This is a genomic window from uncultured Dietzia sp. (genome assembly GCF_937873725.1).
Taxonomy (GTDB): Bacteria; Actinomycetota; Actinomycetes; order Mycobacteriales; family Mycobacteriaceae; genus Dietzia.
This window is the reverse complement of the sequence record NZ_CALMYY010000112.1, coordinates 1-22,837: the sequence shown is the minus strand read 5'-3', so window position 1 is coordinate 22,837 and position 22,837 is coordinate 1. Positions and strand designations below refer to the sequence as shown.

The following is a 22,837-nucleotide window of genomic DNA, read 5'->3' as shown; positions in this document are numbered from 1 at the left end:
CGCTCTACCGCGCACTTCAGCGTCAGAAGTAAACGGCGCTTGTTCGTCGCGTGAGCCCACCTGTTGCGCGACGAAGCTGGTGCCACGCTCTTACGCGACACCGAAGTCGCGGTCCTTGCGTCGTGATGCCGCCGTCGGAAATTCCCGCTACGGCAAGGACGATGAGGGTTCGAGTACGCGTCAGTGAGTGCCGGTATCGAGACCATAGGGTTCTTTCGACTTTACATAAGACCTGGTTACCGGCTGGAATGGCGCCGGCCTGGGGGACCGTCTTCAGGTTGCGGTCAGAGAGCGGCTGTCATCAACGTGGCGGGGGCTAACGTGGCCGCCATGATCTGGGTATGGATACTCGCCGTGCTAATAGTCGTGCTGGTCGGGGCTGCCGTCCTGCCTCGGCGAGCCTCGCAGCCTCGCAAGGGCTTCCCGTGGTTCTGGCTGTCCTTCCCGACGGCGATGTTCTTGGTGGCCGGGTCGCTCCACATGTGGCTCCCTGCTTTCGGCGAGCCCGGTGGCTGGTGGAGGTACATGCCGCTGACGAACAGACAGGCTGTGATCGGTGTCGTGGGCACTGATTATTACTGGCTGATGCAGGCTCGTTCGGTGGGGGCATGGATTCTCCCGATACTTTCACTGACCGCGGTGGGGCTCTCCGTATGGGGGTGGAAGCGCGGCCGAGTGTGAATCGATGGCCTTGACGTACCGGGGCGACCGGACTGGGCCTTTACCCTCCGCTGATTCCGCGCTTGTCCTCGGAGAGCACGCGTGACGCCAGGCGACCGAGGAAGGGTTGAGTTTGAGCGATTTACAGCTCGACACCGCCAGCTTGTCATAATGTAGATTATCGGCACTTGGGAGAGGGCTGGGCGGGTTTCGATCCGCAGCCATCCGCACAGGGTGCTACTCCGAATGTCATGTGAGGCGGCACCGTGCCGCCCGGTAGCGAAAGGTACGACATCATGCGCGGATCGGTCGAGAACGCTTTCATGTTCATCCACAACCCTCTGGTCGATCTCTACCAATGGCTGCTCAGTGTCCTCCCGGCGGACATGGCCTGATGCCCGTGGCGGCCCGGTGCCGCCGAGCCTGCCGTGAGGTCCCGGGTCGAGCAGGGCGTGAGGACGCCTCGCGACGCCGCCCGGGGCCTCACGTCTGTGTTGCCAGCCGTCCCCCTGGCGTGGGGGGGATTCGTCACAGTGACGTTTCGGACGGGGTGCCCCCGGTGTGACGCTGCCCTCGGGTGCGAGCCCGGCCGGGGCGATCAGCGGGTGGTTCGGTTCCGCCACGCGCGCCAGGCGCCCGTGGACCACAGGGCCCACGCCACGAGGACCGGTTGGAAGAACAGCCGGATGAGCCGATCGCGATCGGTGTCGAGGCCGAACGCCGCCGTGCCGGTGACGTACTGCGAGATGTTGCCCGGGAAGATCGCGATGAAGAACGCCGCCGTCACGCCGCCGACCGCCGGACGGTAGCGCCTCGGCGCGAGGATCAGGGTCGCGCCGAGTCCGAGTTCGACGACGCCGGACGCGACCACGACGACGTCCGGGTCGAGCGGGACCCAGGTCGGGACCTGGGCCTGGAACTCCTGCCGCATGGTCGTGAGGTGACCGGTCCCCGCGACGAGCAGCGCTGCGCCGAGTGCCCACCGGCCGAGGTGCCGCACCGCCTCCCCCGCGCGGCGGCGGGCGGGTGCGATGTCGGCGGCGGGCGTCCGGGACTGCGTGTCATCATTCATTCTCGAAGTATTGCGCACAACTTAATTGTGCACAAGCGTCAAGAACGGCGATACTGGATCCATGGACTCCGATCTCCGTCTGGAAGAGCAGGTCTGCTTTGCCCTCTACGCGGCCTCCCGCGCCTCCACGTCGGCCTACCGGCACGCCCTGGCCTCGGTCGGGCTCACCTACCCGCAGTACCTCGTCCTGCTCGTGTTGTGGGAGGAGGACGGTCTGACGGTCCGGCAGCTGGGTGACAGGCTCCTGTTGGATTCGGGAACCCTCTCCCCTCTCCTGGCGCGACTCGAACATGCCGGGCTGGTCGCGCGATCCCGCTCCGCCGGTGATGGCAGGAGCGTCCACGTCCACCTCACCGAGGCGGGCGGGAGGCTCCGCACCGAGGCGGAGACGATCCAGTGCTCCCTGCTCGACAGGGTGGACATGCCCCAGGAGGACCTGGTCCAGTTGCGGACCCTCGCCCAGCGCCTCGTGGCCTCGCTCGAGGACACCGACCGGGCCGAGTACTAGACCCCCCTCAGGTGAGCCTGACTGGCTGTCGCAGGATCGTCTTGAGCCGCGCGGGATCGACCCTGCGAGGGTCGGAGAGGTAGATCTCGTGGTGGTGCCCGGACAGGACCGCGCCGTGTGCTGGGATGACCTCCTCGTGCATCCGCGCGATGACCGGGCCCTCGTCGTCGTAGGGGCCCACGTACAGCGTCTGCACCGCGGACCCCTCGGCGAACCGGGAGAACCGCACCCGCTCGCGGGCGTCCGGCACCCTCGTCGTCGTCACCTCCTCCAGCGCCGCGGAGACGAGTTCCGGTGTGATCCAGTCGGGCTGCCAGATGAGCATGGTCCACCTCCACGCGGCCTTGTCGCGTGCGGTGAACACGCGTGGGTCGTCGGCGTACCAGAGGCCCTCGAGCGGGCCCACCGTGTGGACCCGACCGAGCTCGGACCTGGCGGCCGCCCGCACGGCGTAGGACGTCGCGTACAGCGCCTCGACGGCGGTCCTGTACTCCGGCGCGCTGGAGGGATCTCCCCGACCGTCGACCATGAGGAACTGCATCGGCGGGACCTGGACGAGGTCGAACCGGCCGACCTTGCCGCTGTACAGGTCGCGGCGGTCCTTCTTGATGTCGGCGTTCGCGGCCGACCGGCTGCCGGTCATGGTGCGAATCTACTCCCGGCCGGGGGGATCGAGGGCCGGCCGCCGGCCCGCCACGTCCGGCCCGCCACGCCCGGGTTCTGAGCGCCCGGGTTCTCAGCGCCCGGGCGTGGCGGAGGTGTCCGGCCTGGGCACGTTCTGGAGCCGGAGTTGGCCCCGGGCGAGCACGGCTCCACCCTCGGCCTGGCTGATCACGACATCCCACAGTTGCTGGCTGCGCCCCTGGAACAGCGCGCGGGCGGTCACCTCGACCCGCCCGCCGGTGGACGGCCGGAGGAAATCGGTCCCGTTGTGGACTCCCACCGCGATCTGGCCCCGGTCGGCGACCGCGAACCCGGCGCCCGCGCCGCCGGCGGACTCGACGATGCTGGCGTAGACGCCGCCGTGCACCGTCCCCCACGCGGTGAGGTGGTCACCGCCGAGCTGCGCGTGCCCCCTCAGGGTCGTGGGGGTCACCTCGTCGACGACGAGCCCGGAGAGGCGGACGAACGCACTCGCGCTGTGGGAGGCGGCGTCGGGGAATTCGGTGGAATCGGCCATGGGTCCTTTCTACCCGCCGCCCGGCCGGCTACTCCCGGCCCGCCACGTACCGCGCCAGATGCTCCCCGGTGAGAGTCGAGGCATCGGCGACGAGGTCGGCCGTGGTGCCCTCGAACACGATCCTGCCGCCGTCGTGGCCCGCGCCGGGACCCAGGTCGATGATCCAGTCCGCGTGCGCCATGACCGCCTGGTGGTGCTCGATGACGATCACCGACCTGCCCGAGTCGACCAACCGATCGAGCATCCCCAGCAGCGTGGCGACGTCGGCCAGGTGCAACCCGGTCGTCGGCTCGTCCAGGACGTAGACGTCGGCCTTCTCCGCCATCTGGGCGGCCAGCTTGAGGCGCTGCCGTTCGCCGCCGGACAGGGTGGTCAGCGGCTGCCCCAGGGTGATGTAGCCGAGTCCGACGTCGCGGAGCCTGACGAGGATCTTGTGCGCGGCAGGGATCCGGGAGCCGCCCTCCCGGAAGAACTCCTCCGCGCCCGCCACCGACATGCCCAGAACCTCACCGATGTTCCTGCCGCCGAACTCGTACTCGAGGACCGCGGCGTGGAAGCGCCTGCCCTCGCAGTCGTCGCAGGTGGTGGCCACGCCGGCCATCATGCCGAGATCGGAGTAGATCACGCCGGCGCCCTTGCAGGTGGGGCAGGCGCCCTCGGAGTTGGAGCTGAACAGGGCCGGCTTGACCCCGTTTGCCTTGGCGAACGCCTTGCGGATCGGGTCGAGCAGGCCGGTGTAGGTGGCGGGGTTGCTCCGCCGGGACCCCCGGATCCCGGACTGGTCTATGGCCACCACGCCTGCGCGGGGCGAGACCGACCCGTGGATCAGGGAGCTCTTCCCGGATCCGGCCACGCCTGTCACCACGCACAGCACCCCGAGCGGGATGTCCACGTCCACGTCCCGCACGTTGTGGGCGGTCGCGCCGCGCACCTCGAGGACCCCTGACGGGGTCCGCGGGCTGCTCTTGAGTGCGACCCGGTCGTCGAGATGCCGGCCTGTCACGGTGTCGCTGGCGCGGAGGCCCGCGACGGAGCCCTCGAAGCAGATCTCCCCGCCCCCGGAACCGGCCCCGGGGCCGAGGTCCACGACGTGGTCGGCGATCGCGATGATCTCCGGCTTGTGTTCCACCACCAAAACGGTGTTGCCCTTGTCCCGCAGCCGCAGCAGCAGACCGTTCATCCGTTGGATGTCGTGGGGGTGCAGGCCGATCGACGGCTCGTCGAACACGTAGGTCACGTCGGTCAGGGCCGACCCGAGGTGGCGGATCATCTTCACCCGCTGCGCCTCGCCGCCCGACAGCGTGCCCGCGGGCCGGTCCAGGGAGAGGTAGCCCAACCCGATCTCCACGAACGAGTCGAGCGTGTGCTGCAGCGCCTCCAGCAGGGGCGCGACCGCCGGCTCGTCCACGCCACGCAGCCACCCGGCGAGGTCGGTGATCTGCATCGCGGAGACCTCGGCGATGTTCAGCCCGTCGATCCGCGAGGACCGGGCATCCTCGTTGAGACGGGTGCCGTCGCACTCGGGGCAGGTCGTGAACACCACCGCCTGCTCGACGAACGCCCGGATGTGGGGCTGCATGGCCTCGACGTCCTTGGCGAGCATCGACTTCTGGATCTTGGGGATGAGGCCCTCGAAGGTGACGTTGATGCCCTCGGCCTTGACCTTGACCGGCTCCCTGCGCAGTAGATCGTGCATCTCCTGCTCGGTGAACTCCCCGACGGGCTTGTCCATGTCGAAGAACCCAGACCCGGAGTAGATGCGGCCGTACCAGCCCTCCATCGAGTACCCGGGGACCGTGAGGGCGCCCTCCGCCAGGGACCTGGAGCGGTCGACGAGGGCATCCACGTCGAAGTCCGACACCGACCCGCGGCCCTCGCAGCGCACGCACATGCCGCCGGTGACGGAGAATTCGGCCTTCTGCCGGGTCCCGTCCGCCTTGGTCAGGGTCCCCACCCCGCTCGCGGAGGCGACGTTGAACGAGAAGGCCTTGGGCCCGCCGATCGAGGGCCGGGCCAGCCGGCTGAACAGGATCCGCAGGAGTGCCCCGGTGTCGGTGACGGTGCCCACCGTCGAGCGGGGGTCGGATCCCATGCGCTCCTGGTCCACGACGATCGCCGTGGTGAGACCTTCGAGGAGGTCGACGTCGGGCCGCGCGAGCGTCGGCATGAAGCCCTGGAGGAACGCGCTGTAGGTCTCGTTGATCATCCGCTGGGACTCGGCGGCGATGGTGGCGAAGACCAGTGAACTCTTGCCGGACCCGGACACGCCGGTGACCACCGTGAGGCGGCGCTTGGGGAGGTCGACGCTGATCGACTTGAGGTTGTTCTCCCGGGCTCCGTGGACCCGGATCACGTCGTGGGTGTCGGCGATGTGCTCGTTCACGGTGGTCCCCCTCGTCCCGTCTCCTGGGGCCACGGTAGATGATCGCCACCCGCCGGGGCGAGCGGGACCTCAGCCCCTGTCCTGCTGCTCCATCGCGGTGGCGAGCAGCCGGGCGTATCGCCGGAACTCGTCGTCGTCCCACCCCGGACGGTCCGTGGCCGCAGCCCACCCGTCGAGGATCTGGCTGTCGTAGAGGTGGCCGTATCCCTCCGATCCGCCGATCGCGTTGCCGAGGTCGGCGGTGACCTGGAAGAAGGTGATGACCGGGAGGTAGACCATTCCGGGATGGCGGCCCTTCCCCGGCGGCTCGGTGAGCCACGCGGGACGGTCGAACAGGAGATCCGGGCTCCACCACACCACGGGGTCGGTGGCGTGCTGGACGTAGAGCACGCGGGGCGGGAGCCAGGGGCCGACGTCCGATCGGTACTCGGCGGGGTCCTCGGTGAAGCGCACGAGCAGCCCGCCGGCATAGACCGGATCGGTCATGGTGGACCCGGGGTCCCGGCGGTCGACCAGCGAGCGCCAGATCCGGTTGGAGCCGGGCGGACCCATCCACAACACCCCATCCACGGTGGCCCGGATATCGCGGATTCCGGAGAACGCGGCCTCCCCCGCCTGGGTCCCCAGGCTCTCTCCGTAGATGTAGAGGGCCGGTCGCGGCCTGTCCGGCGGCAGGGAATCGCGCCACGAGACCACGGCCTCGATGAGCGATCGCCCGGCCGATTCCGACTTCTCCCGGTCGGCGAGGAAGGAGATCCAGCTGGGGAGGTAGGAATACTGCGTGCCGACGATCGCCACGTCTCCCCCGGAGAGGAGCTCGATGGCCTGCGCGGCGTACGGGTTGATCCATCCGGTGCCGGTGGTCGGTGCCACCACCACGGCGCCGCGCTCCCATGCCCGCGTGCGCTCGAGCTCGTCCACCACCAACTGCGCACGCTCGTCGTCGGTCGGCGCGGACCCGAGCCCCGCGTACAGGCGGATCGGTTGGCGTGCTTCCTCCCCCGTCAGCTCGCTCAGCCGGTCACGGCCCAGTCCCCCGCTGACGAACCGGCGGCCCTGCAGCCCCAGGTCCGCGAAGTCGACGGCCGACCCCGGGGCCCCGGATCTCTCGGGGTCGGTCGGGGCGTCGGCGTCGGGAAGGTCCTCGTCGTTGGCCGCGCTGTAGATCCGGTTGGCGCCGTCGAAGAACAGGCGCGGCACGACGCCGTGCGCGATCCCGAGCAGGAGCGCCGCCACCGCGATGATCCCGGAGATCCGGGCGGTGTACTCGCTCACGTCGACGCGGCGGCGGACGGCTCGGGCGAGCGCGCGGTACGCGGCGCGGAGCGCCCGGAACGCCATGAGGAGACCCACGAAGACCGCCAACGCCACCCAGGGGATGCGCATGTAGTCCCCCCACGGCGGCCTGGGCGACCCCACCAGGTCCGAGACCTGGTCCTGCCATCGGATGGCGGTGGCCGTGGCGGTGACGAGGTAGACCACCACGACGTAGGGGGCGGACAGGCGGGCGAAGGACAGGAGGGCGTCGCCCAGCTCGGTCAGGGTGGGATGAAGTTCGATCCGGGGGGCGACGAACCGGTGCCACGCCGTGCGCACCGCCACGCCCGTTCCGTACCCCATGAGCATCGACAGGCCGGTGATGATCCCCTGGTAGGACCACCCGCGCGGCACGAGCGACGGCAGGAGGGAGGACCACGCCGCCAGCCCCGCCACGACAAGCCCGGTGACGGACAGGTGCCAACGCTCCCACCACTCCCGGAGCGCCCGGCCGGCCGGCGTCACCGTGGTCCCCCGGCTCAGCGCAGGCGCTCGGCGCGCCTGGCCGTGGACACCAGTCCGTCCGACATGCGGGCGAGCTCGGCGGGGTCCTCCCCCTCGGCGATGGCGGTGTGCAGGTCCTCGCATGCGCACCGGAGCTGGAACAGGCGGTCCATGAGGTCGGCGGACTCCGACTCGGAGAGCACGACCGTCCCCTCGGGCAGGTCCTGCATCCGGAGCGCCTGACGTTGCTCGTAGGCGCGTTGGCGGCACGAGCGGCGGCAGTAGCGTCGCCGCCTCCCGGTGCCGCCCTCGTTCACCGGACGACCACACCACGCGCAGGAGGCCTCGCCCCGCCGCGGCGGGGCGGGCTCGGCCGTGACGTCGGATTCCACGGGATCAGGGTACCGAGGCGGTCCCCGACTGGCCTGCCGCACCGGCGCGTGGGAACATTTCGGGGGTCACCCGGCGTTACATCATCAGGCACCACAGAGCGTCGTGTCCCGGCGCGACGAACACGGCAGAAGGAGTTCGCATGGCAGTTCGAGTCCTCAGGGGCAGCCGCCTCGGTGCGGTGAGCTACGAGACCGACCGGAACACCGATCTCGCGCCACGGCGGATGGCCAGGTACCAGACGGAGAACGGCGAGGTCTACGAGGTCCCGTTCGCGGACGACGCGGAGATCCCGGGCGCGTGGATGTGCAAGAACGGCCAGGAGGGCCAGCTCATCGACGGCCCCGCCGTGGAGGTCAAGAAGGGCAAGCCGCCGCGTACCCACTGGGACATGCTTCTCGAGCGTCGCTCGCTGGAGGACCTGGAGGAGCTTCTCAAGGAGCGGATGGATCTGCTCAAGAAGCGTCGCCGCGCAGGCGCCCGCTGATCCCCACCCGCGTGTGACACGCCCCGACCCCGTCACGGGGCCGGGGCGTTCCTCGTCCGGCGGGGTGGCGGATCAGCGCCGGACGAGGGCCCGGAGCTGCCGGCGGCGCTTCTCCCAGCCCCACCGCGCCACGTTGACGGCGGCCTCGCGGAAGATCGACTCGCTCATCTTGGACTGTCCCACGGTGCGTTCGGTGAAGGTGATGGGCACCTCGACGACCGATCGGCCGTTGCCGAGCAGCCGCCACGTCATGTCGATCTGGAAGCAGTATCCCTTCGACTCGATGGAGTCGAGGTCGAGCTCGGCGATCGCCCGGGCGCGGTAGGCGCGGTACCCGGCGGTGATGTCCTTGATGCCCACACCCAGCAGGAGGCGGGAGTAGACGTTGCCGCCCCGTGAGATGACGTGGCGCCGCCACGGCCAGTTCACGACGGCGCCGCCCGGCACGTACCGGGACCCGATCGCGAGGTCCGCACCCGCGTCGACCGCCGCGAGCATCGCGGGCAGTCGCTCGGGCGGATGGCTCCCGTCGGCGTCCATCTCCACCAGCACCGTGTAGCCGCGCTCCAGTCCCCACCGGAAGCCGGCGATGTACGCGGCGCCGAGTCCCTCCTTGCTGGTCCGGTGCAGGACGGAGATCCGACCCCGGGTGTCGTCGGCGGCGAGCCGGTCGGCGACCTCCCCCGTGCCGTCGGGGCTGCTGTCGTCTGCGATGAGCACGGCGACGTCGGGCGCGGCGGTGAGCAACCGCTCCACGACCCCCGGCAGGTTCTCCCGCTCGTCATAGGTCGGAATGATCACCAGGGTCCGCGCGGACGGCACGTCGCTGCCGGGTGTCAACGGGTCGGTCACTTAGATCTCCTCGGAGTCGGTCGCGGGCCGCGGCCGGGCGCGCAGGAGCGCCCAGGCCAACCCGACGAGCCCGATGAGGCAACACACCGCCTGCGGGATGCCACCCAGTCGGGTTGCCATCGTACCGGCACCCCCCACCTCGACCTGCACCGCCAGTATCCCGGGCTCGAAGATCCCGGTCTCCTGCCGGACCGTGCCGTCCGGTCCGATCACCGCGCTGACACCGCTGGTGGCGGAGATGAGTACCGGGACATGGTGCTCCACGGCCCGGACCCGCGACATCGCGAGCTGCTGGTAGGTCATCGGCGAGCGGCCGAAGGTGGCGTTGTTGGTGGGGACGGTGAGGATCTGCGCCCCCCGGGCGACGGGCTCGCGGGCGGCGGCGTCGAACGCGACCTCGAAGCAGATGGCCACGCCCAGCTCGACCCCCGCCGCGGTGACGAGGCCGTCGCCGTCGCCGGGGACGAAGTGCCCGGCGGTCCGGGCGATGGGGAAGACGGCCTCGAGCGGCGCGCGCAGCGGCAGCCACTCGCCGAAGGGCTGGACGAACTTCTTGTCGTGTCGGTCGACCAGCCGGTCGCCGCCGTCCCACACGAGGTAGGAGTTGGTGGCCTCGGGGCCGTCCCCCACGGGCAGGACGGTGCCCACGAGGATCGGGGCCCCCAGGCGCCGGGACAGCGCGGTGATCTGAGCGCCGGCGCGCTGGTCGGCGAGCGGGGAGATGTCGGAGGCGTTCTCCGGCCACAGGACGAGGTCCGGCCGCTCGCGGGTTCCGGCGTCGACCCCGTCGGCCAGCTCGGCGGTCACCCGGAGGTGGTTGTCCAGCACCGCGCGACGCTGGGAGTTGAAGTCCAGGCCGAGGCGGGGGACGTTGCCCTGGATGATCGCGACCTCCACGGTCTCCCGCCCGTCCCCGTCCCCGGTCCCGGTCCCGACGGCGGCCCCGGCGACCAGTCCCGCGGTGACCAGCGGGACGGTGAGGAGCCCGGTGGCCGCCACGAGGGGGCGGTCTCGTCGCGCGAGCAGGATCGCGCCGACCCCGATCGAGGCGCCCAGGGACGCCACCGCGAACCCGAGCAGCGGGGTCCCGCCGAGCGAGGCGAGCGGCAGGAGCGGACCGTCGGCCTGACCGAACGCCAGCCGGCCCCACGGGAACCCGCCCCACGGCCACGAGGAGCGGATCCACTCCCACACCGACCACCAGCCGGCCACCCCGAGCACCGCGCCGACCGCGCCGAGCCCCGTGCCCGGGCCCGCCCGCCGGCCCGCCCGGGGCCGCCGCGCGAGCCCGGCCCCCAAGATCACCACCGCACCGGCCCCGAACGCCGCGAGGTAGAGGGCCTCGACCAGGGCCAGGCCCCACGCCGCGTAGGCGCCCACGTACAGCCCCACCCACGGGACCAGCAGAAGGAAGAACACCAGGCCGGCGGTGAACCCGAGGAGGGCCCCCGCGCGCGCCCGGGGTGCGGGGCCCCGTAGGGGCGAGAGGACGACGACGAAGAGGGCGATCGCCGCCGGCGCCGCCCACCACAGGTCGACGGGCGGGAACGAGGCCGCCAACAGCGCGCCGGCCGCGGCCGCCCCGGCCAGCCGCGCCAGGAGGGGCATCACTCCGCGGGGCCGGCGGGTGTGCCGTCCACCACGAGCGCCCGGAGAACGGGGTCGGGACCGGAGAGGTCGGGCATCGGGGGCACCCCGGACCGGGGATCGGTGGACCACCGCTGGACGGCGTCGTCGGCGGCGACCACGGCGAGCTCCCCCGTCCGCCAGCGGGCGAACGTCGCCGCGGCGCCCGGGGTGAGCGTTCCGGCGGTCCCGTCGCGGGCACCGGCGGCACGGCGGGCACCGCGGGTGACCGCGGTGAACGCGGCCCGCGGGGACAGGCCCCGGCCGCCGGCGACGGAGGTGAGCGCGCGCAACGCATCCCACGGCCGCAGCTCCCCGCCGTCCCGGGACGAGGCGGCCAGGGCGACGCCGGACGCGGCGATGCGCACCAGGTCGGTGCCGGCGAGGTCGTCCACCAGCGGTCGGAGCAGGAGGACGGTTCCCACGGCCGCCAACGCGGCGAGGGTGGCCTCGTCGAGCGTGCCGGACGTGCCGACGAGCACCGGCGTGCACCTCGCCACGGCGGGGCCGCCGGGCGCGGCGGCGAGGCGGGTGAGTGCGGCGGCGCCCTCGCCGGGATCGACGCCGGTGTCGACCACCACGCGGCCCCCCGCGCGGACACGGTCGGCCACCGCCCCGACCGGGTGTGGCTCGGGGAGCGCGGCGGGGACCGCGCCGCGGGCCGCGACCCGGCGGAGGTCGAGCCCCGGGGTCAGACACTCCACGAACGCCGGCGCCACCCAGTCCCCAGCGAGGTCGATGCGCTCGGCGTCCGGGAACAGCGCGGGGCCCGGGGCGTCGGAGCCGGCCCACACGACCAGCCCGTCCTCGTACGCCAGGGCGGTGGCGTCACGGGAGGCGGGAGTGAGGACGCGGCCGCCGCTGGCCAGGCATGCTGTCATGCACCCGAGTATCCCTGAGCCGCCCCGCGGCCGTCCGGCCCGCCCGGCTCCCCCGCGCCTAGGCTGTGCACCCATGACCGACTCGTCGTTCCGCACGGCCGCCCACTTCCCCGGCGGTCGGATGACGCCCGGGGACTGGAGCACGCTGGCCGGGGTGGCCGCCCGCCACGGGGGCGAGGTGGTGCTCACCCCGCGCGGCGGCATCCGGGTCCGACGGGCCGGCGGGGACACCGTGCCCCGGGACCGACTGGTCGCGGAGGGGCTGCCGCGGCGCATCGGCGATCACCGGCTCCCCCGCATCCTCGCCTCCCCCATGGCCGGGCGGATCGACGGGCACCACGACCTCGCCGACCTGCCCGAACGACTGGACGCGGAGCTGGCCGCCCGGCTCGGTGACGCCGGCCCCGCCGGCGCGACCGACCCGGCGCCGTCCGGCGCTCGCCTGCTCCTGGGTCTGGACGCCGGGGCCGGCGACATCTTGGCGCACGCCCCCGACCTGGCGGCGGTGGCCGGCGGCGCCGGCGACGCGCTCCGCGTCCACGCGGCCGGGCGCGACACCGCGGTGGGGATCGGGGCGGCCGACGCGGCGGCCGTCCTCGCCGACGTGACCGCCGAGCTCGCCCGGCGCCTCGACGACCGTCCCGGGGTGCCGGACTCCGGCGACCTGCACGACCTCGTCGTCGTGATCCTGGACGGCCACCCGCTCACCGTCGCGGTGGGGTCACCGGCGCCGCTCACCACTCCCGCCGAGATCCCGAGGGTCGGGTGGATCGACTCCGCCGACGGGCTGGTGAGCCTGCTCGCCGTGGTCGCGGACGGGGTCGTGCCGGCGCGGCTCGCCGAGTTCCTCGGGGCGGTGGACCGGCCGAGCACGGTCTCCCCCGACCGGGTGATCGGCCTCCACGGGCTCACCGAGGGGATGGCGGAGCAAGTGGTGCGCGTGCTGGCGCCGATGGGCATGATCTTCGACGCGACCTCCCCGTGGGCGGACCCGACGCGCTCAGCGTGAACCGAAGCGGCGGACCAGCCACAGCGCGGCGTCGTCCACCGACGTGACCGTGTCGGTGCCCGGCGTCGCCTCCGGCCGGTCCACCATGACCACCGGGATCCGCAGCTCGCGCGCGGCCTGCAGGGTGGCGGCGGTCGACTCCCCGCCGCTGTTCCTGGCCACCAGGACGTCGATCCGGTGGCGGGCCATGATCGTGCGCTCGGAGTCGACCCCGAAGGGGCCGCGGTCCAGCATGAGCAGGTACCGGTGCGGCAGCGGCCCGGTGGGCGGTTCCGCGCACCGGATGAGGTACGACCCGCGGGTGTCACCGGAGAACGCCACCGCGCCCCGCCTCCCCACCGTGAGCATCGGTCGGCGGAACCGCTCCCGCACGCATCGCGCGGCGGCCGCCGTGTCGGCGACCCGGATCCACTCGTCCCCGTCCCGCGGCTCCCACGGCGGGCGGAGCACCCGCAGCAGGGGCGTGCCCACCTCGCGGGCGGCCCGGCGGGCGACGTCCGAGACGTCCGTCGCGAAGGGATGGGTCGCGTCGATGACGGCGCTGACGTCGTTCGCGCGGAGCCACGAGGCCAGCCCCTCCGGCCCACCGACGTCGCCGATCCCCACCTCGCCGCGCGGCAGCCGCGGGCGGGCCACCTTCCCGGCGAGCGAGGTCACCACGTCGAGCCCCGCCGTGACCATGAGGTCGGCGAGCCGGTCGGCCTCCCCCGTTCCCCCCAGCACGAGGATCCGACCGGGCGCCGCGGAGGGCATCGGGGCGGGCGTGGGCCGCTCGGTGGGTGCGGGGGCGGGGGCGGGTGCGGGTGCGCGGGACGCGGCGGACGCCGGGTCAGGATCGGGCGGCGTCACCGGGGCCGGGTCCGCGCCCGGGGTCGCCGGGAGCCCGGGGACCAGGTCCCAGGAGCTCCCCTCGGCGTCCAGCGCGCGGGTGACCTCGTCCGCCGCGGGGTGCTGCGACGGATCGCCGGGAAGCAGCAGGACCACGCGGTCGCCGCGGGCATGGGCGCCACGCACCTCCCCCATCACCTCGGCCGGTGACACCCCGGACGTGCCCACCACCCGGGCGGTCGCCGGGCACAGGGCCAGCACCTCGGGGGCGATCGCGCCGCTCTCGTGCAGGCACGTCCCGCAGCGTGTGATGAGGCGGGTGGCGCGGACGGTGAGCAGGTCGACGGGCCCGGGGCCGACGCCGACGAGGTGGACGGTCACATTGCCCGCACCGGGCGGTCGAGCGGGGGTCACCGCGGCATCCGCCTCCACACCGGCTGCGGCACCAGCCGGGCCACCGCGAACATCACCCGCAGCTGCCACGGGATCCATACCACGCCGGCTCTCCGGGCCTGCACCCGCGCGACCACCGCGTCGGCCACCTGGTCGGGGGTCGAGGAGAACGGGGCCGGATCCATGCCCTCTGTCATCCGACCCACCACGAAGCCGGGCCTCGGGATGACCAGCGTGACCCCGGTGCCGTGGAGGGCGTCGGCCATGCCGGAGGCGAAGCCGTCCAGCCCGGCCTTGGCCGAGCCGTACACGTAGTTGGCGCGCCGGACCCGCTGGCCCGCCACCGAGGAGAAGGCGACGAGCGTCCCGCGGCGGCGCGGCTTCATCCGCTCGGCCAGCACGGTGAGCAGGGCTGCCTGCGCCACGAAGTCGGTGTGCAGGATCCGGGCGGCGGCCGAGGCGTCCCGCTCGGCGAGCGCCTGGTCGCCCAGGATCCCGAAGGCCAGCACCGCCACCGTGATCTCCCCGATCCGGGACTCGATGTCCGCCACGACGGCGGCGTGCGAGTCGAGGTCGTCGGCGTCGAAGTCCACGAACTCCACCGCCGCCGCACCGGCGTCCGCGAGCGGTGCCCCGAGGGCGGAGGTGTCGGCGCCGGGCCGGCTCGCCAACACGATGGTGCGGCCGGGCGCGAGGCGCCGGGCGACGGCCAGGCCGATCTCGCTGCGGCCGCCGAAGATCGCGACGACCTCGCCGCCGGACGCGGGCGGGGGCGACGGGGTGGCGGGGGTGGACATGCGCCCAGTCTCCCACGCAGCCGGTCGGTCGCCGCGTCGGCTCGCTGTGGCAGGCTCTGCGCCATGGCCCACACCCTGGCACAGCTCTCCGACGAGGCGCTCGAGTTCCTGGCCGAATACCATCTCGGGAGCCTGACCACACTTCGGCGTGACGGCTCGCCCCACGTGGTGGCGGTGGGCTTCACCGTGGACACCGAGGGCGGTCTCGCACGGGTGATCACCCGGCGCGGATCGCAGAAGGCGGCCAACGCGCGGCGCGGCGGACGCGCGGCGGTGTCCCACGTCGACCGCGGGCGCTGGCTGACCTTCGAGGGGCCGGTGCGGCTGCTGGACGATCCCGCGTCCGTCCGCGAGGGCGAGCGCCGGTACGCCATGCGCTACCGCGAGCCGAGCCCGAACCCCGAGCGCGTGGTGCTGGCGATCGAGGTGGACCGCGTGCTGGGTTCGGCCCAGATGTTCCTCTGACCGCGGTCAGAGGACTCGCAGACCCCGCTCGGCCGCGGTCAGAGGACTCGCAGACCCCGCTCGCCGGTGTTGAGGTCGCGGCGGCCGTCCGCCGTCACGGCGACGATGTCCTCGAGCCGGGCACCCCACGCCCCCGACCGGTAGATCCCCGGCTCGACGGAGAACGTCATCCCCTCGGCCAGCACCGTGTCCCCGCCGGGCGTGACGAACGGCGGCTCGTGCAGCCCGAGGCCGATCCCGTGCCCGGTGCGGTGGATGAAGTACTCGCCGAGCCCCGCGGCCGCCAGGTGCTCGCGGGCAGCGGCGTCGACCTCGCCGATGGCGATCCCGGGGCGGACGGACTCCCGGGCCAGCCGCTGGGCCTCCTGGAGCACCGCGTACTCGCGGGCGACCTGCGGGTCGGGCTCGCCCATCGAGTACGTCCGGGTGCAGTCCGAGTGGTACCCGCTGGCCACGGGGCCGCCGATGTCCACCACCACGATGTCGCCCTGCTGGACCACCCGGTCGGAGACGCCGTGGTGGGGGTCGGCGCCGTGGGGTCCCGAGCCCACGATCACGAACTCGGCACGGGTCAGGCCCTCCTGCTCGATCGCGGCGGTGATGTCCTCGCCCACCTGCGACTCGGTACGGCCCACCCGGAGGAACTCGCCCATGCGGGCGTGGACCGCATCGATACGCCGGGCGGCCTCGGCGAGCTCGTCCACCTCGTGCGGCGTCTTGACCGCCCGCACGTGGTCGATCACCTCCGAGGCCAGAACCACCTCGCCGTCGACGCCCGCCTGGAGCGGGACCAGGTGGAGCGCGGGCATCGCGGTGGACACGGCCACCCGGCCGGCCACCGACCCGGTGACGAGCGCGACGGCGTCGGTCCCGTCCGACCAGGGGTGGACGGTGGCGCCCACGCGGTCGGCCGCGCGCCGGGTGACGTCGGTCAGTTCGAGCGACGGCAACACGAGCAGCGGCGCGCCGCCGTCGACCGGCACGACCAGCGCGGTGAGCCGTTCGTGGGAGTCCATCCGTTCGCTGGTGAGGTAGGACATGTCCTCCCCGGAGTACACCACCACGTGGTCGATCCCGAGGTCGCGGGCGCGTCCGCGGACGGCGGCCAGGCGGCGGGCGTGGGTCTCCGGGGTGCTGGTGCTCATGCCCACCACAGTAGGACGTCGGCCGGATGCCGGGGCTCCGGCGCCCGACGCCGGCGCGGACTCCCTGGGCGACGACTACTCTTGCGCCGAGGTCGACCCCCGGCCCGCCCACGATCCCCAGGAGGCGCGATGTCCCAGGGCCCGCTCATGGTTCTCGACAGCGCCGGACTGTGGTTCCGCGCCTTCCACTCCGTGCCCGAGAAGATCACCGGCCCCGACGGCGCGCCCGCCAACGCCGTCCGCGGCTTCTGCGACATGGTCGCGGTGCTGGTCGAGGAGTACTCCCCGAGCGGTCTGGTGGCGGCCCTCGACCGCGAGTGGCGTCCCGACTGGCGCGTGGGGTTGCTGCCCTCGTACAAGGCGCACCGCGTGGGAGACGACGGCGAGGAGGACGCCCCCGCCGCGCTCGGCCCGCAGGTCGGGGTGATCCGCGAGATCCTCTCCGCGGCGGGCATCACCCAGTCGTGGGCGGACGGCGCCGAGGCCGACGACGTGCTGGCGGAGTTGGCGGCGCGCGACCGCGAGGTGCTGGTGGTGACCGGCGACCGCGACCTGTTCCAGCTGGCCTCGGCGAGCACCACGGTCGTGTACGTGGGGGCCGGGATGCGCAAGCGGCTCGCCTACACCCCCGAGGTGGTGGCCGAGCGCTTCGACCTTCCCGCCGGCGAGGATGCCCGCGTGTACGCGGACTACGCGGTGCTCGTCGGGGACGCCTCCGACGGGTTGCCGGGGGTGGCGGGGATCGGTGCGAAGACCGCGGCGGCCCTGCTGCGGGGGTACGGCGACCTCGACGGGATCGTCGCCGCCGCCCGGGACGAGCGGTCGGGGCTCACCGCCCGTCAGCGGACCGCGGTGGTGGAGTCCGCCGACTACCTCACGGCCGCCCGCGGCGTGGTCCGGCTGCGGGAGCGCCGGTTCGAGCTGGGGTTCGAGGGCAACGTGGACGGCCGCCGCGGGACCGTGGACGCCGAGCGACTGGACGCGCTCGGCGTGTCCACGGGGCAGTCGCGCGCGATCGGCAGGCTGGTCGAGGCGACGGCCCTGCTCGACGGGGCCTGACGGTCCGCGCCCCCCGGAAGCCGGACGAGGCCGCTCACGAGGTGAGATCGGACCACACCATGCTCGCCCCCGTGTGGCCGGCGTCCACGGTGAGGTAGACGACGGCGACCCCGGCGATCACGGCGAGGACCGCGCCGACGATCCCGACCCACGGCGCCTCGAGGAGGCTCAGGCGCTCGCGCAGGCGGGCCGCGGCGGTGCCGTGGACCAAGGACAGCGCGACCGCCACCAAGACCAGCGCCCCCGCCGCGACGACCGTCTGTTCACCGAGCTCGGCGTGGGCGTTCACCGCGGCCCGGTTGGTGTCCGGGAGTGTCTCGACCACGCGCTCGAGCGACTCCCCGGCGCCCTCGGCCAACTTGGCGGCCCCGGCGGCGATCAGCGCGAGGACCGGGGAGACGATCCCGATCCGCGCCCGGGCGGCGGGCCAGACGGCGTAGGCGACCACGACGAGCGCGGCCAGGGGGAGCAGGACCACGGCTGCGTGGACGAGGAGAGGATGGGCGGGCAATCCGGCGATGGTGTTCATGGGTGAGAACCTAGGCCCCCCCCGCTGAAGGGACGCTGGGGAAGGTTTTCCTCACCTCACCCGGGGTGGCCGGGCCGGGCGGACTCACACCAGGTGGTCGAGGACGACCCCACGGCGCAGCGACCCCACGGCGGACCGCGCGACGCGGGCCAGGTCCGGCTCGGCGACCTGCCCGATCTGGGCGAGGACGTCCACCACGAGTCGGGCCGACCGGACGAAGTCCCCGGCGGTGAGCTCGACCCCCTCCTGCCACGAGGCGGCGAGGATCGACGCGAGCGCGCCCCCCGACACCCAGTGGTGCATGACCGGGGCCAGCCCGGCGTCGAGGTCCGGCGTCGGGGGCAGCTGGTGGGACTCCTCCACCGCGGCCAGCTCGGCGGCGGCGCGCTCGGTCCGGGCCAGTGCGGACCGCAGGGACTCGTCCGTGGGTTCGCGCACCGCCGAGTCGCCGCGCGGGTGCGCGACCACGGTGGCGATCACCGCGGCCAGGCCGGCGGGGTCGAGCCCACGCCAGACCCCCCGCCGCAGGCATTCGGCCACGAACAGATCCTGTTCGGTGTGCACCCCGGCGAGCAGTCTCCCGGAGTCCGTGGCGCGGAGCGCGCCGTCCCGCTGCTCGAGATATCCGAGGTGCTCGAGGAGGTCGACGATCCGTCGGAAGCGGCGGGCCAGCGAGTCGGAGTCGGCGTCGACCCCGGCGGCGAGGGCGGTGGTGTCCGCGTCCGCGCGGGCCCACCGCTCGTGGAGCCGGGCGAGCCGGTCGATGCCCGGATCCTCGTGCAGGGGGTGCTGCCGGAGCGCGCGTCGGGCGGGGGCGATCCGTGGATCCTTGCGCACCGGCTTGCCCCCGGCGCCCTTCAGCCTGCCCTTGGCCTTGCCGCGCATGCCCTCCATCCGGTGGAGCAGCGCGCTCTTGGCCCGGCCGTCGAGCTTGCGTCTGCCCCTGGGCAGGTCGACCCGACCGACCGGAACCGGGGGCGCCGCGAAGTCGTGACGCCGCAGCCACCCCGTCCAGCCGGTGTCGGTCAGGCACAGTAGCGCCGGGTCCGCCGGAATGTCGGTGCGCACCTGGAGCACGGTCGCCACCATGCCGAAGCGCTTCCGACCCACGGTGATCACCGATCCCGGGGTCTGCTTGAGCATCGCGGCCCGGACGGCGTCGAGCCGGTCGTCCCGCGTCGTCTTCTCGGCGCTGCGCTCCAGCCTGCTCAGGTCGGCACGAAGCGCCATGTACTGGTCGAGGTCGGGGCCGCCGCCGGCCGCCTCGAGATCCGCGCGCAGGCGATCGCGCTCGTCCGCGCGGCGCTCGACCGCACGCGAGCGCGAGACCAGGGTGCGGTCGGTCTGGAACTGGGCGAACGACCGACCGATCAGGGACGTGGCCTCCGCGACGCCGAGCTGCTCGACCAGGTTGACCGCCATGGAGTAGTCGGGTGTGAACGCGCTGCGCAGCGGGAACCGCGGGGTGTCGACGAGGGCGGACAGCGCATCCAGGTCCAGGTCCTGCTGGTCGAGCACGACCGCGGTGCCCTTGGTGTCGATCCCCCGCCGGCCGGCGCGCCCGGTGATCTGCGAGTACTCCGCGGAGGTGAGCATGGCGTGCGTGTCGCCGTTGAACTTGGTGGTCTTCTCCAGGACCACGGCGCGGGCCGGCATGTGGATGCCCAGGGCGAGGGTCTCGGTGGCAAAGACGACCTTGATCAGCCCGGCCGAGAACAACTCCTCCACGATGGTGCGGAAGAGCGGGAGCATGCCCGCGTGGTGGGCGGCGATCCCGCCGACCAGACCCGCCCGGAACGCGGTGAAATCCAGCGCGTCCAGGTCGTGGTGCGGGACCGGGGCGCACGCGGCGTCGACGTGGGCGGCGATGCGACGCGATTCCTCCACCGTGGTCAGCCGCAGGCGGGCCCGCCGCATCTGCGACACCGCGCCGTCGCAGCCGGCGCGGGAGAACACGAAGTAGATGGCGGGCAGCAGACGCTCGTCGTCGAGCTTCTCGATGACGTCCTGCCGGCGCGCCCACTGGGCTCGGGGTCGGGCGGCCATCCGCTCGTCGTGGTACCCGCTCCGGCTCCGGCGGCGGTGGTCGGCCGCGGCGCGCACGGGGATCAGCTCCCCGTCCGTGTAGAGCATGTGGGCCAACGGAACCGGCCTGTGGTCGGACAGGACCACGGCGGTGTCACCGCGGATCTCGGTGATCCAGTCCCCCAGCTCGTCCGTGTTGCTGAGGGTGGCGGAGAGCCCGACCAGCCGCACGGCCGGGTCGAGGGTGAGGATGATCTCCTCCCACACCACGCCCCGGGAGCGGTCTCCCAGGTAGTGGATCTCGTCCATCACCACGCAGTCGAGGTCGTGGAGCGCCGGGGACCCGGAGTAGATCATGTTCCGGAGGACCTCGGTGGTCATCACCACGACGGGGGCCTCGGGGTCGATCGAGTGGTCACCGGTGAGGAGACCCACGTTCTCGGGTCCGAAGCGCGCCCGGAACTGCCGGAACTTCTGGTTGCTCAACGCCTTGATCGGCGTGGTGTAGAAGCATCGCCCGCCGCCCGAGAGCGCGCGGTGGGCGGCGTACTCGCCGACGAGGGTCTTGCCGGACCCGGTCGGGGCGGAGACGAGGAGGTTACGCCCCGCGTCGAGTGCGGAGAACGAGTCGAGCTGGAACGGGTCCGGGTCGAAGCCCTCGGCGGACAGGAACGACTCGAGGAGGGAGTCCGGGTGGTCCGGGTCAGATCGTGTCGTCATACGCCGCCCCACCCGAGGGAGCCTGGAGGGGCTGCGTACCTCCGAGCGGCGCGGGCGCGGGGAGCGGTCCGGTGGATCGGACGGCATCGGATCCCTCGAGGCCGTCGGCGGGTGCGATGGTCGACGCGGACTCGTCGTCCACGTCGAGCCACTCGGCGCGGTCCTTCTTCCGACGCCTGTCGTGCAGGCGGGCGAACTGGATGGACACCTCCACGAGCACGCACACCGCGACGGCCAGCGCGAGCATGGAGAACGGGTCCTGTCCCGGGGACGCCACGGCGGCAAAGACGAAGACCCCCATGACGATCCCGCGCCGCGACCTGGCCAGCACCTCGTAGCTGAGCACCCCCGCGACGTTGAGCATGGCGATCAGGAGGGGGATCTCGAAGCTCACCCCGAAGATCAGGATGAGGTGGATGAGGAACGAGAAGTACTGCGTACCGGACAATGCGGTGGTCTGGACGTTGTCGCCGATCGAGAGCAGGAACTCGAGGGCGTGGACGATCACGACGTAGGCCAGGACGGCACCGCCGACGAACAGCAGCGCGGCGAGGATCGTGAAGACGATCCCGTAGCGCTTCTCGTTCCGGTGCAGCCCGGGCGTGATGAACGCCCAGAGCTGGTAGAGCCACACCGGGCTCGCGAGGACGATCCCGGCGGTGGCGGCCACCTTGAGCCGCAGCATGAACTGCTCGAACGGCCCGGTCGCGAGCAGGCGACAGTCGTCCCCGTTGGCGCCGAGCTGCAACCGGGCGCCCGGAGGGATGTCGCAGTAGGGTCCGGTGAGGATGCTGCCGAGGGAGGGGACCCCGAGGAATCCGCTGCCGTACCACCAGAATCCGAATCCCAGGGTCAGCACGATCGCCCCCACGGCGATGAGCAGCCGGGTCCGCAACTCGTAGATGTGCTCGAGGAGCGGCATGGTGCCGTCCGGGTTGCGGGGCCGGCGCCTGCGCTTGGACAGCACCCGGCCGGCGCCGCCCTTCCGGGTGGCGCCGGCCTTCTCGGTCCCGGTCTGAGTCATCGGCGAGGCGGCCTACTGCCCCTGGGTCGACCCCGCGCCGCCGTTGTACGGGGCGGTGGGATCGGTGTGCTGCTGGGGCTGCTGGTACGGCTGCTGTGGCGCCTGCGGATAGCCCTGGGGCTGGGCCTGGGGCTGCTGCGGAGCCTGCGGCTGGACGAACTGGGCGGCGTTCGGCTGGGCCACATTCGGCTGGGCCGCATTCGGCGGGGTGACCGGCGGCAGGGCCTGGGGTGCGTCCCCGAGCGGCTTGTCGTCGTTCTGCATCTCCTTGATCTCCGACTTGAAGATGCGCATCGAGCGACCGAGACCGCGGGCGGCGTCGGGAAGCTTCTTTGAACCGAAGAGAAGCAACACCACCGCGAGGACGATGAGCCAGTGCCAGATGCTCAACGCACCCATGTCAACCTCCGTTTGTGTGACGACTCGACCATGCTAACGCAACGGGCCCGGCGGGCGTCGCACCGGTCGGGATGGGTAGGCCGATGACCTGCGCGTTCGCCCGCGACTCAGGGCTCCGGGGCGGGCTCGTCGGCCGAGTGGTAGAGCTCCAGGCCGGCGCTCGCCCGGGCTGCGATCTCCGCGGCGAGTCCGGGATCGGCGGGCGTGACCACGTCCGCGTGCCCGAGCAGGAATCTCAGCAGCCACGCCCGGTCGTGGTAGGCGATCACCACGTCGAGGTCGCCGTCCGGGCGCCGGGTGACGTCGTGGAACCCGAACTCGTCGAGGAACCACGCGGCGGAGGCGGGGACGACCGCACGCTCGAGGCTCGTGTCGCCCTCGCCGTCGTCCTGGGGTTCCGGTCCCAGCGCGCGGCGCGGGCCCACGTCCTCGACCCCGCTCATGCCCACCGGGGGCAACCTGACGCTGACGATTCTGAACAGCCGCAAGCCGCGCATCTATTTCAAGGACAGCGCCAACACGGTCTTCGTCAATTCGGCCGTGCTGGCCAACGCCTTGCCTACGGGGGCCCTGCGGCTGGTGCGGGGGGGCACCCTGGTGGCCGGGTACTTGCGGGTTGGTGTGAGCCGGACGCAGGAGGCACG

Annotated in this window: 23 protein-coding genes; 6 read left to right on the top strand and 17 right to left on the bottom strand. The window is 72.7% G+C overall.

Annotation, left to right across the window (positions count from 1 at the left end; translation table 11 throughout):
- Positions 1 to 1,258: 1,258 nt before the first annotated feature.
- Positions 1,259 to 1,732, bottom strand: coding sequence for a DoxX family membrane protein (locus Q0444_RS12105; protein WP_299023341.1), 474 nt, complete (start codon positions 1,730 to 1,732; stop codon positions 1,259 to 1,261).
- Positions 1,733 to 1,793: 61 nt separating this feature from the next.
- Between Q0444_RS12105 and Q0444_RS12100 the strand changes: the two genes are divergently transcribed.
- Positions 1,794 to 2,240, top strand: a complete 447-nt coding sequence (locus Q0444_RS12100) for a MarR family winged helix-turn-helix transcriptional regulator (RefSeq protein WP_299023340.1) — start codon at positions 1,794 to 1,796, stop codon at positions 2,238 to 2,240.
- A gap of 7 nt (positions 2,241 to 2,247) precedes the next feature.
- On the opposite strand, the gene Q0444_RS12095 is transcribed toward Q0444_RS12100, so the two are convergent.
- The 5 genes from Q0444_RS12095 to Q0444_RS12075 all read right to left on the bottom strand — a co-directional run bounded on the left by Q0444_RS12095 (position 2,248) and on the right by Q0444_RS12075 (position 7,956).
- Positions 2,248 to 2,883, bottom strand: coding sequence for a GyrI-like domain-containing protein (locus Q0444_RS12095; RefSeq protein ID WP_299023339.1), 636 nt, complete (start codon positions 2,881 to 2,883; stop codon positions 2,248 to 2,250).
- A 93-nt stretch (positions 2,884 to 2,976) separates the two neighbouring features.
- Complete coding sequence (locus Q0444_RS12090; RefSeq protein ID WP_299023338.1) at positions 2,977 to 3,420, bottom strand: PaaI family thioesterase; 444 nt, start codon at positions 3,418 to 3,420, stop codon at positions 2,977 to 2,979.
- Between the two features lie 28 nt (positions 3,421 to 3,448).
- Positions 3,449 to 5,803: an excinuclease ABC subunit UvrA gene (locus Q0444_RS12085; protein ID WP_299023337.1), complete on the bottom strand. Its 2,355-nt coding sequence runs from the start codon at positions 5,801 to 5,803 to the stop codon at positions 3,449 to 3,451.
- A gap of 69 nt (positions 5,804 to 5,872) precedes the next feature.
- Positions 5,873 to 7,585, bottom strand: coding sequence for an alpha/beta hydrolase (locus Q0444_RS12080; protein WP_291083496.1), 1,713 nt, complete (start codon positions 7,583 to 7,585; stop codon positions 5,873 to 5,875).
- 14 nt (positions 7,586 to 7,599) lie between these two features.
- The gene (locus Q0444_RS12075; RefSeq protein WP_291083499.1) at positions 7,600 to 7,956 is read right to left on the bottom strand and encodes a hypothetical protein; all 357 of its coding nucleotides are present in this window, start codon (positions 7,954 to 7,956) and stop codon (positions 7,600 to 7,602) included.
- Between the two features lie 140 nt (positions 7,957 to 8,096).
- Between Q0444_RS12075 and Q0444_RS12070 the strand changes: the two genes are divergently transcribed.
- Positions 8,097 to 8,441, top strand: coding sequence for an RNA polymerase-binding protein RbpA (locus tag Q0444_RS12070; RefSeq protein ID WP_299023336.1), 345 nt, complete (start codon positions 8,097 to 8,099; stop codon positions 8,439 to 8,441).
- A gap of 72 nt (positions 8,442 to 8,513) precedes the next feature.
- Here Q0444_RS12070 and Q0444_RS12065 read toward each other — a convergent pair whose 3' ends face one another.
- From Q0444_RS12065 to Q0444_RS12055, 3 genes are read right to left on the bottom strand one after another with little or no spacing between them, the layout of a single operon-like run.
- Positions 8,514 to 9,293 carry a polyprenol monophosphomannose synthase gene (locus Q0444_RS12065; protein WP_291083504.1) on the bottom strand — a complete coding sequence of 260 codons (780 nt, stop codon included), beginning with the start codon at positions 9,291 to 9,293 and terminating at the stop codon, positions 8,514 to 8,516.
- Positions 9,294 to 10,901 (bottom strand): apolipoprotein N-acyltransferase, encoded by a 1,608-nt coding sequence (gene lnt / locus Q0444_RS12060; protein ID WP_299023335.1) that lies wholly within the window; start codon positions 10,899 to 10,901, stop codon positions 9,294 to 9,296.
- Positions 10,901 to 11,800, bottom strand: coding sequence for an amidohydrolase (locus Q0444_RS12055; RefSeq protein ID WP_299023334.1), 900 nt, complete (start codon positions 11,798 to 11,800; stop codon positions 10,901 to 10,903). Before Q0444_RS12055 ends, lnt begins: the two co-directional genes overlap by 1 nt.
- A 73-nt stretch (positions 11,801 to 11,873) precedes the next feature.
- Here Q0444_RS12055 and Q0444_RS12050 point away from each other — a divergent pair, with 73 nt between their 5' ends.
- Complete coding sequence (locus Q0444_RS12050; RefSeq protein WP_291083513.1) at positions 11,874 to 12,809, top strand: precorrin-3B synthase; 936 nt, start codon at positions 11,874 to 11,876, stop codon at positions 12,807 to 12,809.
- On the opposite strand, the gene Q0444_RS12045 is transcribed toward Q0444_RS12050, so the two are convergent.
- Together Q0444_RS12045 and Q0444_RS12040 are read right to left on the bottom strand one after the other, a co-directional pair.
- A complete protein-coding gene (locus tag Q0444_RS12045; RefSeq protein WP_299023333.1) occupies positions 12,801 to 14,051 on the bottom strand; it encodes a cobalt-precorrin-6A reductase in 1,251 nt (416 codons plus the stop codon). The genes Q0444_RS12050 and Q0444_RS12045 overlap by 9 nt on opposite strands.
- Positions 14,048 to 14,827, bottom strand: coding sequence for an SDR family NAD(P)-dependent oxidoreductase (locus Q0444_RS12040; protein ID WP_291083519.1), 780 nt, complete (start codon positions 14,825 to 14,827; stop codon positions 14,048 to 14,050). Before Q0444_RS12040 ends, Q0444_RS12045 begins: the two co-directional genes overlap by 4 nt.
- 63 nt (positions 14,828 to 14,890) lie before the next feature.
- On the opposite strand from Q0444_RS12040, the gene Q0444_RS12035 reads away from it, so the two are divergent.
- A complete protein-coding gene (locus Q0444_RS12035) occupies positions 14,891 to 15,292 on the top strand; it encodes a pyridoxamine 5'-phosphate oxidase family protein (protein WP_291083522.1) in 402 nt (133 codons plus the stop codon).
- A gap of 38 nt (positions 15,293 to 15,330) precedes the next feature.
- On the opposite strand, the gene Q0444_RS12030 is transcribed toward Q0444_RS12035, so the two are convergent.
- The gene (locus Q0444_RS12030) at positions 15,331 to 16,437 is read right to left on the bottom strand and encodes a Xaa-Pro peptidase family protein (RefSeq protein WP_291083524.1); all 1,107 of its coding nucleotides are present in this window, start codon (positions 16,435 to 16,437) and stop codon (positions 15,331 to 15,333) included.
- Positions 16,438 to 16,566: 129 nt separating this feature from the next.
- On the opposite strand from Q0444_RS12030, the gene Q0444_RS12025 reads away from it, so the two are divergent.
- The gene (locus Q0444_RS12025) at positions 16,567 to 17,496 is read left to right on the top strand and encodes a 5'-3' exonuclease (protein ID WP_291083527.1); all 930 of its coding nucleotides are present in this window, start codon (positions 16,567 to 16,569) and stop codon (positions 17,494 to 17,496) included.
- A gap of 34 nt (positions 17,497 to 17,530) precedes the next feature.
- On the opposite strand, the gene Q0444_RS12020 is transcribed toward Q0444_RS12025, so the two are convergent.
- The 5 genes from Q0444_RS12020 to Q0444_RS12000 all read right to left on the bottom strand — a co-directional run bounded on the left by Q0444_RS12020 (position 17,531) and on the right by Q0444_RS12000 (position 22,636).
- A complete protein-coding gene (locus tag Q0444_RS12020; protein ID WP_299023332.1) occupies positions 17,531 to 18,025 on the bottom strand; it encodes a DUF2231 domain-containing protein in 495 nt (164 codons plus the stop codon).
- Positions 18,026 to 18,109: 84 nt separating this feature from the next.
- Positions 18,110 to 20,770, bottom strand: a complete 2,661-nt coding sequence (locus Q0444_RS12015; RefSeq protein ID WP_299023331.1) for an RNA helicase — start codon at positions 20,768 to 20,770, stop codon at positions 18,110 to 18,112.
- Complete coding sequence (gene tatC / locus Q0444_RS12010) at positions 20,754 to 21,692, bottom strand: twin-arginine translocase subunit TatC (RefSeq protein WP_291083659.1); 939 nt, start codon at positions 21,690 to 21,692, stop codon at positions 20,754 to 20,756. The genes Q0444_RS12015 and tatC overlap by 17 nt, the downstream gene beginning before the upstream one ends.
- 114 nt (positions 21,693 to 21,806) lie before the next feature.
- On the bottom strand, positions 21,807 to 22,193 hold the full coding sequence (gene tatA / locus Q0444_RS12005; protein ID WP_291083537.1) for a Sec-independent protein translocase subunit TatA: 387 nt from the start codon (positions 22,191 to 22,193) through the stop codon (positions 21,807 to 21,809).
- 107 nt (positions 22,194 to 22,300) lie between these two features.
- Entirely contained in the window at positions 22,301 to 22,636 is a 336-nt protein-coding gene (locus tag Q0444_RS12000) for a hypothetical protein (protein ID WP_299023330.1), read from the bottom strand.
- On the opposite strand from Q0444_RS12000, the gene Q0444_RS11995 reads away from it, so the two are divergent.
- Positions 22,635 to 22,837 (top strand): hypothetical protein (locus tag Q0444_RS11995; protein ID WP_299023329.1); only part of this gene is annotated, 203 nt, incomplete at its 3' end. The two genes, Q0444_RS12000 and Q0444_RS11995, sit on opposite strands and share 2 nt — an antisense overlap.

Bases quoted from the DNA above. Each gene is read 5' to 3' on its own strand.
- Q0444_RS12105 (WP_299023341.1), bottom strand. From the start codon at position 1,732: ATGAATGATGACACGCAGTCCCGGACGCCCGCCGCCGACATCGCACCC.
- Q0444_RS12100 (WP_299023340.1), top strand. From the start codon at position 1,794: ATGGACTCCGATCTCCGTCTGGAAGAGCAGGTCTGCTTTGCCCTCTAC.
- Q0444_RS12095 (WP_299023339.1), bottom strand. From the start codon at position 2,883: ATGACCGGCAGCCGGTCGGCCGCGAACGCCGACATCAAGAAGGACCGC.
- Q0444_RS12090 (WP_299023338.1), bottom strand. From the start codon at position 3,420: ATGGCCGATTCCACCGAATTCCCCGACGCCGCCTCCCACAGCGCGAGT.
- Q0444_RS12070 (WP_299023336.1), top strand. From the start codon at position 8,097: ATGGCAGTTCGAGTCCTCAGGGGCAGCCGCCTCGGTGCGGTGAGCTAC.
- lnt (WP_299023335.1), bottom strand. From the start codon at position 10,901: ATGCCCCTCCTGGCGCGGCTGGCCGGGGCGGCCGCGGCCGGCGCGCTG.
- Q0444_RS12055 (WP_299023334.1), bottom strand. From the start codon at position 11,800: ATGACAGCATGCCTGGCCAGCGGCGGCCGCGTCCTCACTCCCGCCTCC.
- Q0444_RS12050 (WP_291083513.1), top strand. From the start codon at position 11,874: ATGACCGACTCGTCGTTCCGCACGGCCGCCCACTTCCCCGGCGGTCGG.
- Q0444_RS12040 (WP_291083519.1), bottom strand. From the start codon at position 14,827: ATGTCCACCCCCGCCACCCCGTCGCCCCCGCCCGCGTCCGGCGGCGAG.
- Q0444_RS12035 (WP_291083522.1), top strand. From the start codon at position 14,891: ATGGCCCACACCCTGGCACAGCTCTCCGACGAGGCGCTCGAGTTCCTG.
- Q0444_RS12030 (WP_291083524.1), bottom strand. From the start codon at position 16,437: ATGAGCACCAGCACCCCGGAGACCCACGCCCGCCGCCTGGCCGCCGTC.
- Q0444_RS12025 (WP_291083527.1), top strand. From the start codon at position 16,567: ATGTCCCAGGGCCCGCTCATGGTTCTCGACAGCGCCGGACTGTGGTTC.
- Q0444_RS12020 (WP_299023332.1), bottom strand. From the start codon at position 18,025: ATGAACACCATCGCCGGATTGCCCGCCCATCCTCTCCTCGTCCACGCA.
- Q0444_RS12015 (WP_299023331.1), bottom strand. From the start codon at position 20,770: ATGACGACACGATCTGACCCGGACCACCCGGACTCCCTCCTCGAGTCG.
- tatC (WP_291083659.1), bottom strand. From the start codon at position 21,692: ATGCCGCTCCTCGAGCACATCTACGAGTTGCGGACCCGGCTGCTCATC.
- tatA (WP_291083537.1), bottom strand. From the start codon at position 22,193: ATGGGTGCGTTGAGCATCTGGCACTGGCTCATCGTCCTCGCGGTGGTG.
- Q0444_RS12000 (WP_299023330.1), bottom strand. From the start codon at position 22,636: ATGAGCGGGGTCGAGGACGTGGGCCCGCGCCGCGCGCTGGGACCGGAA.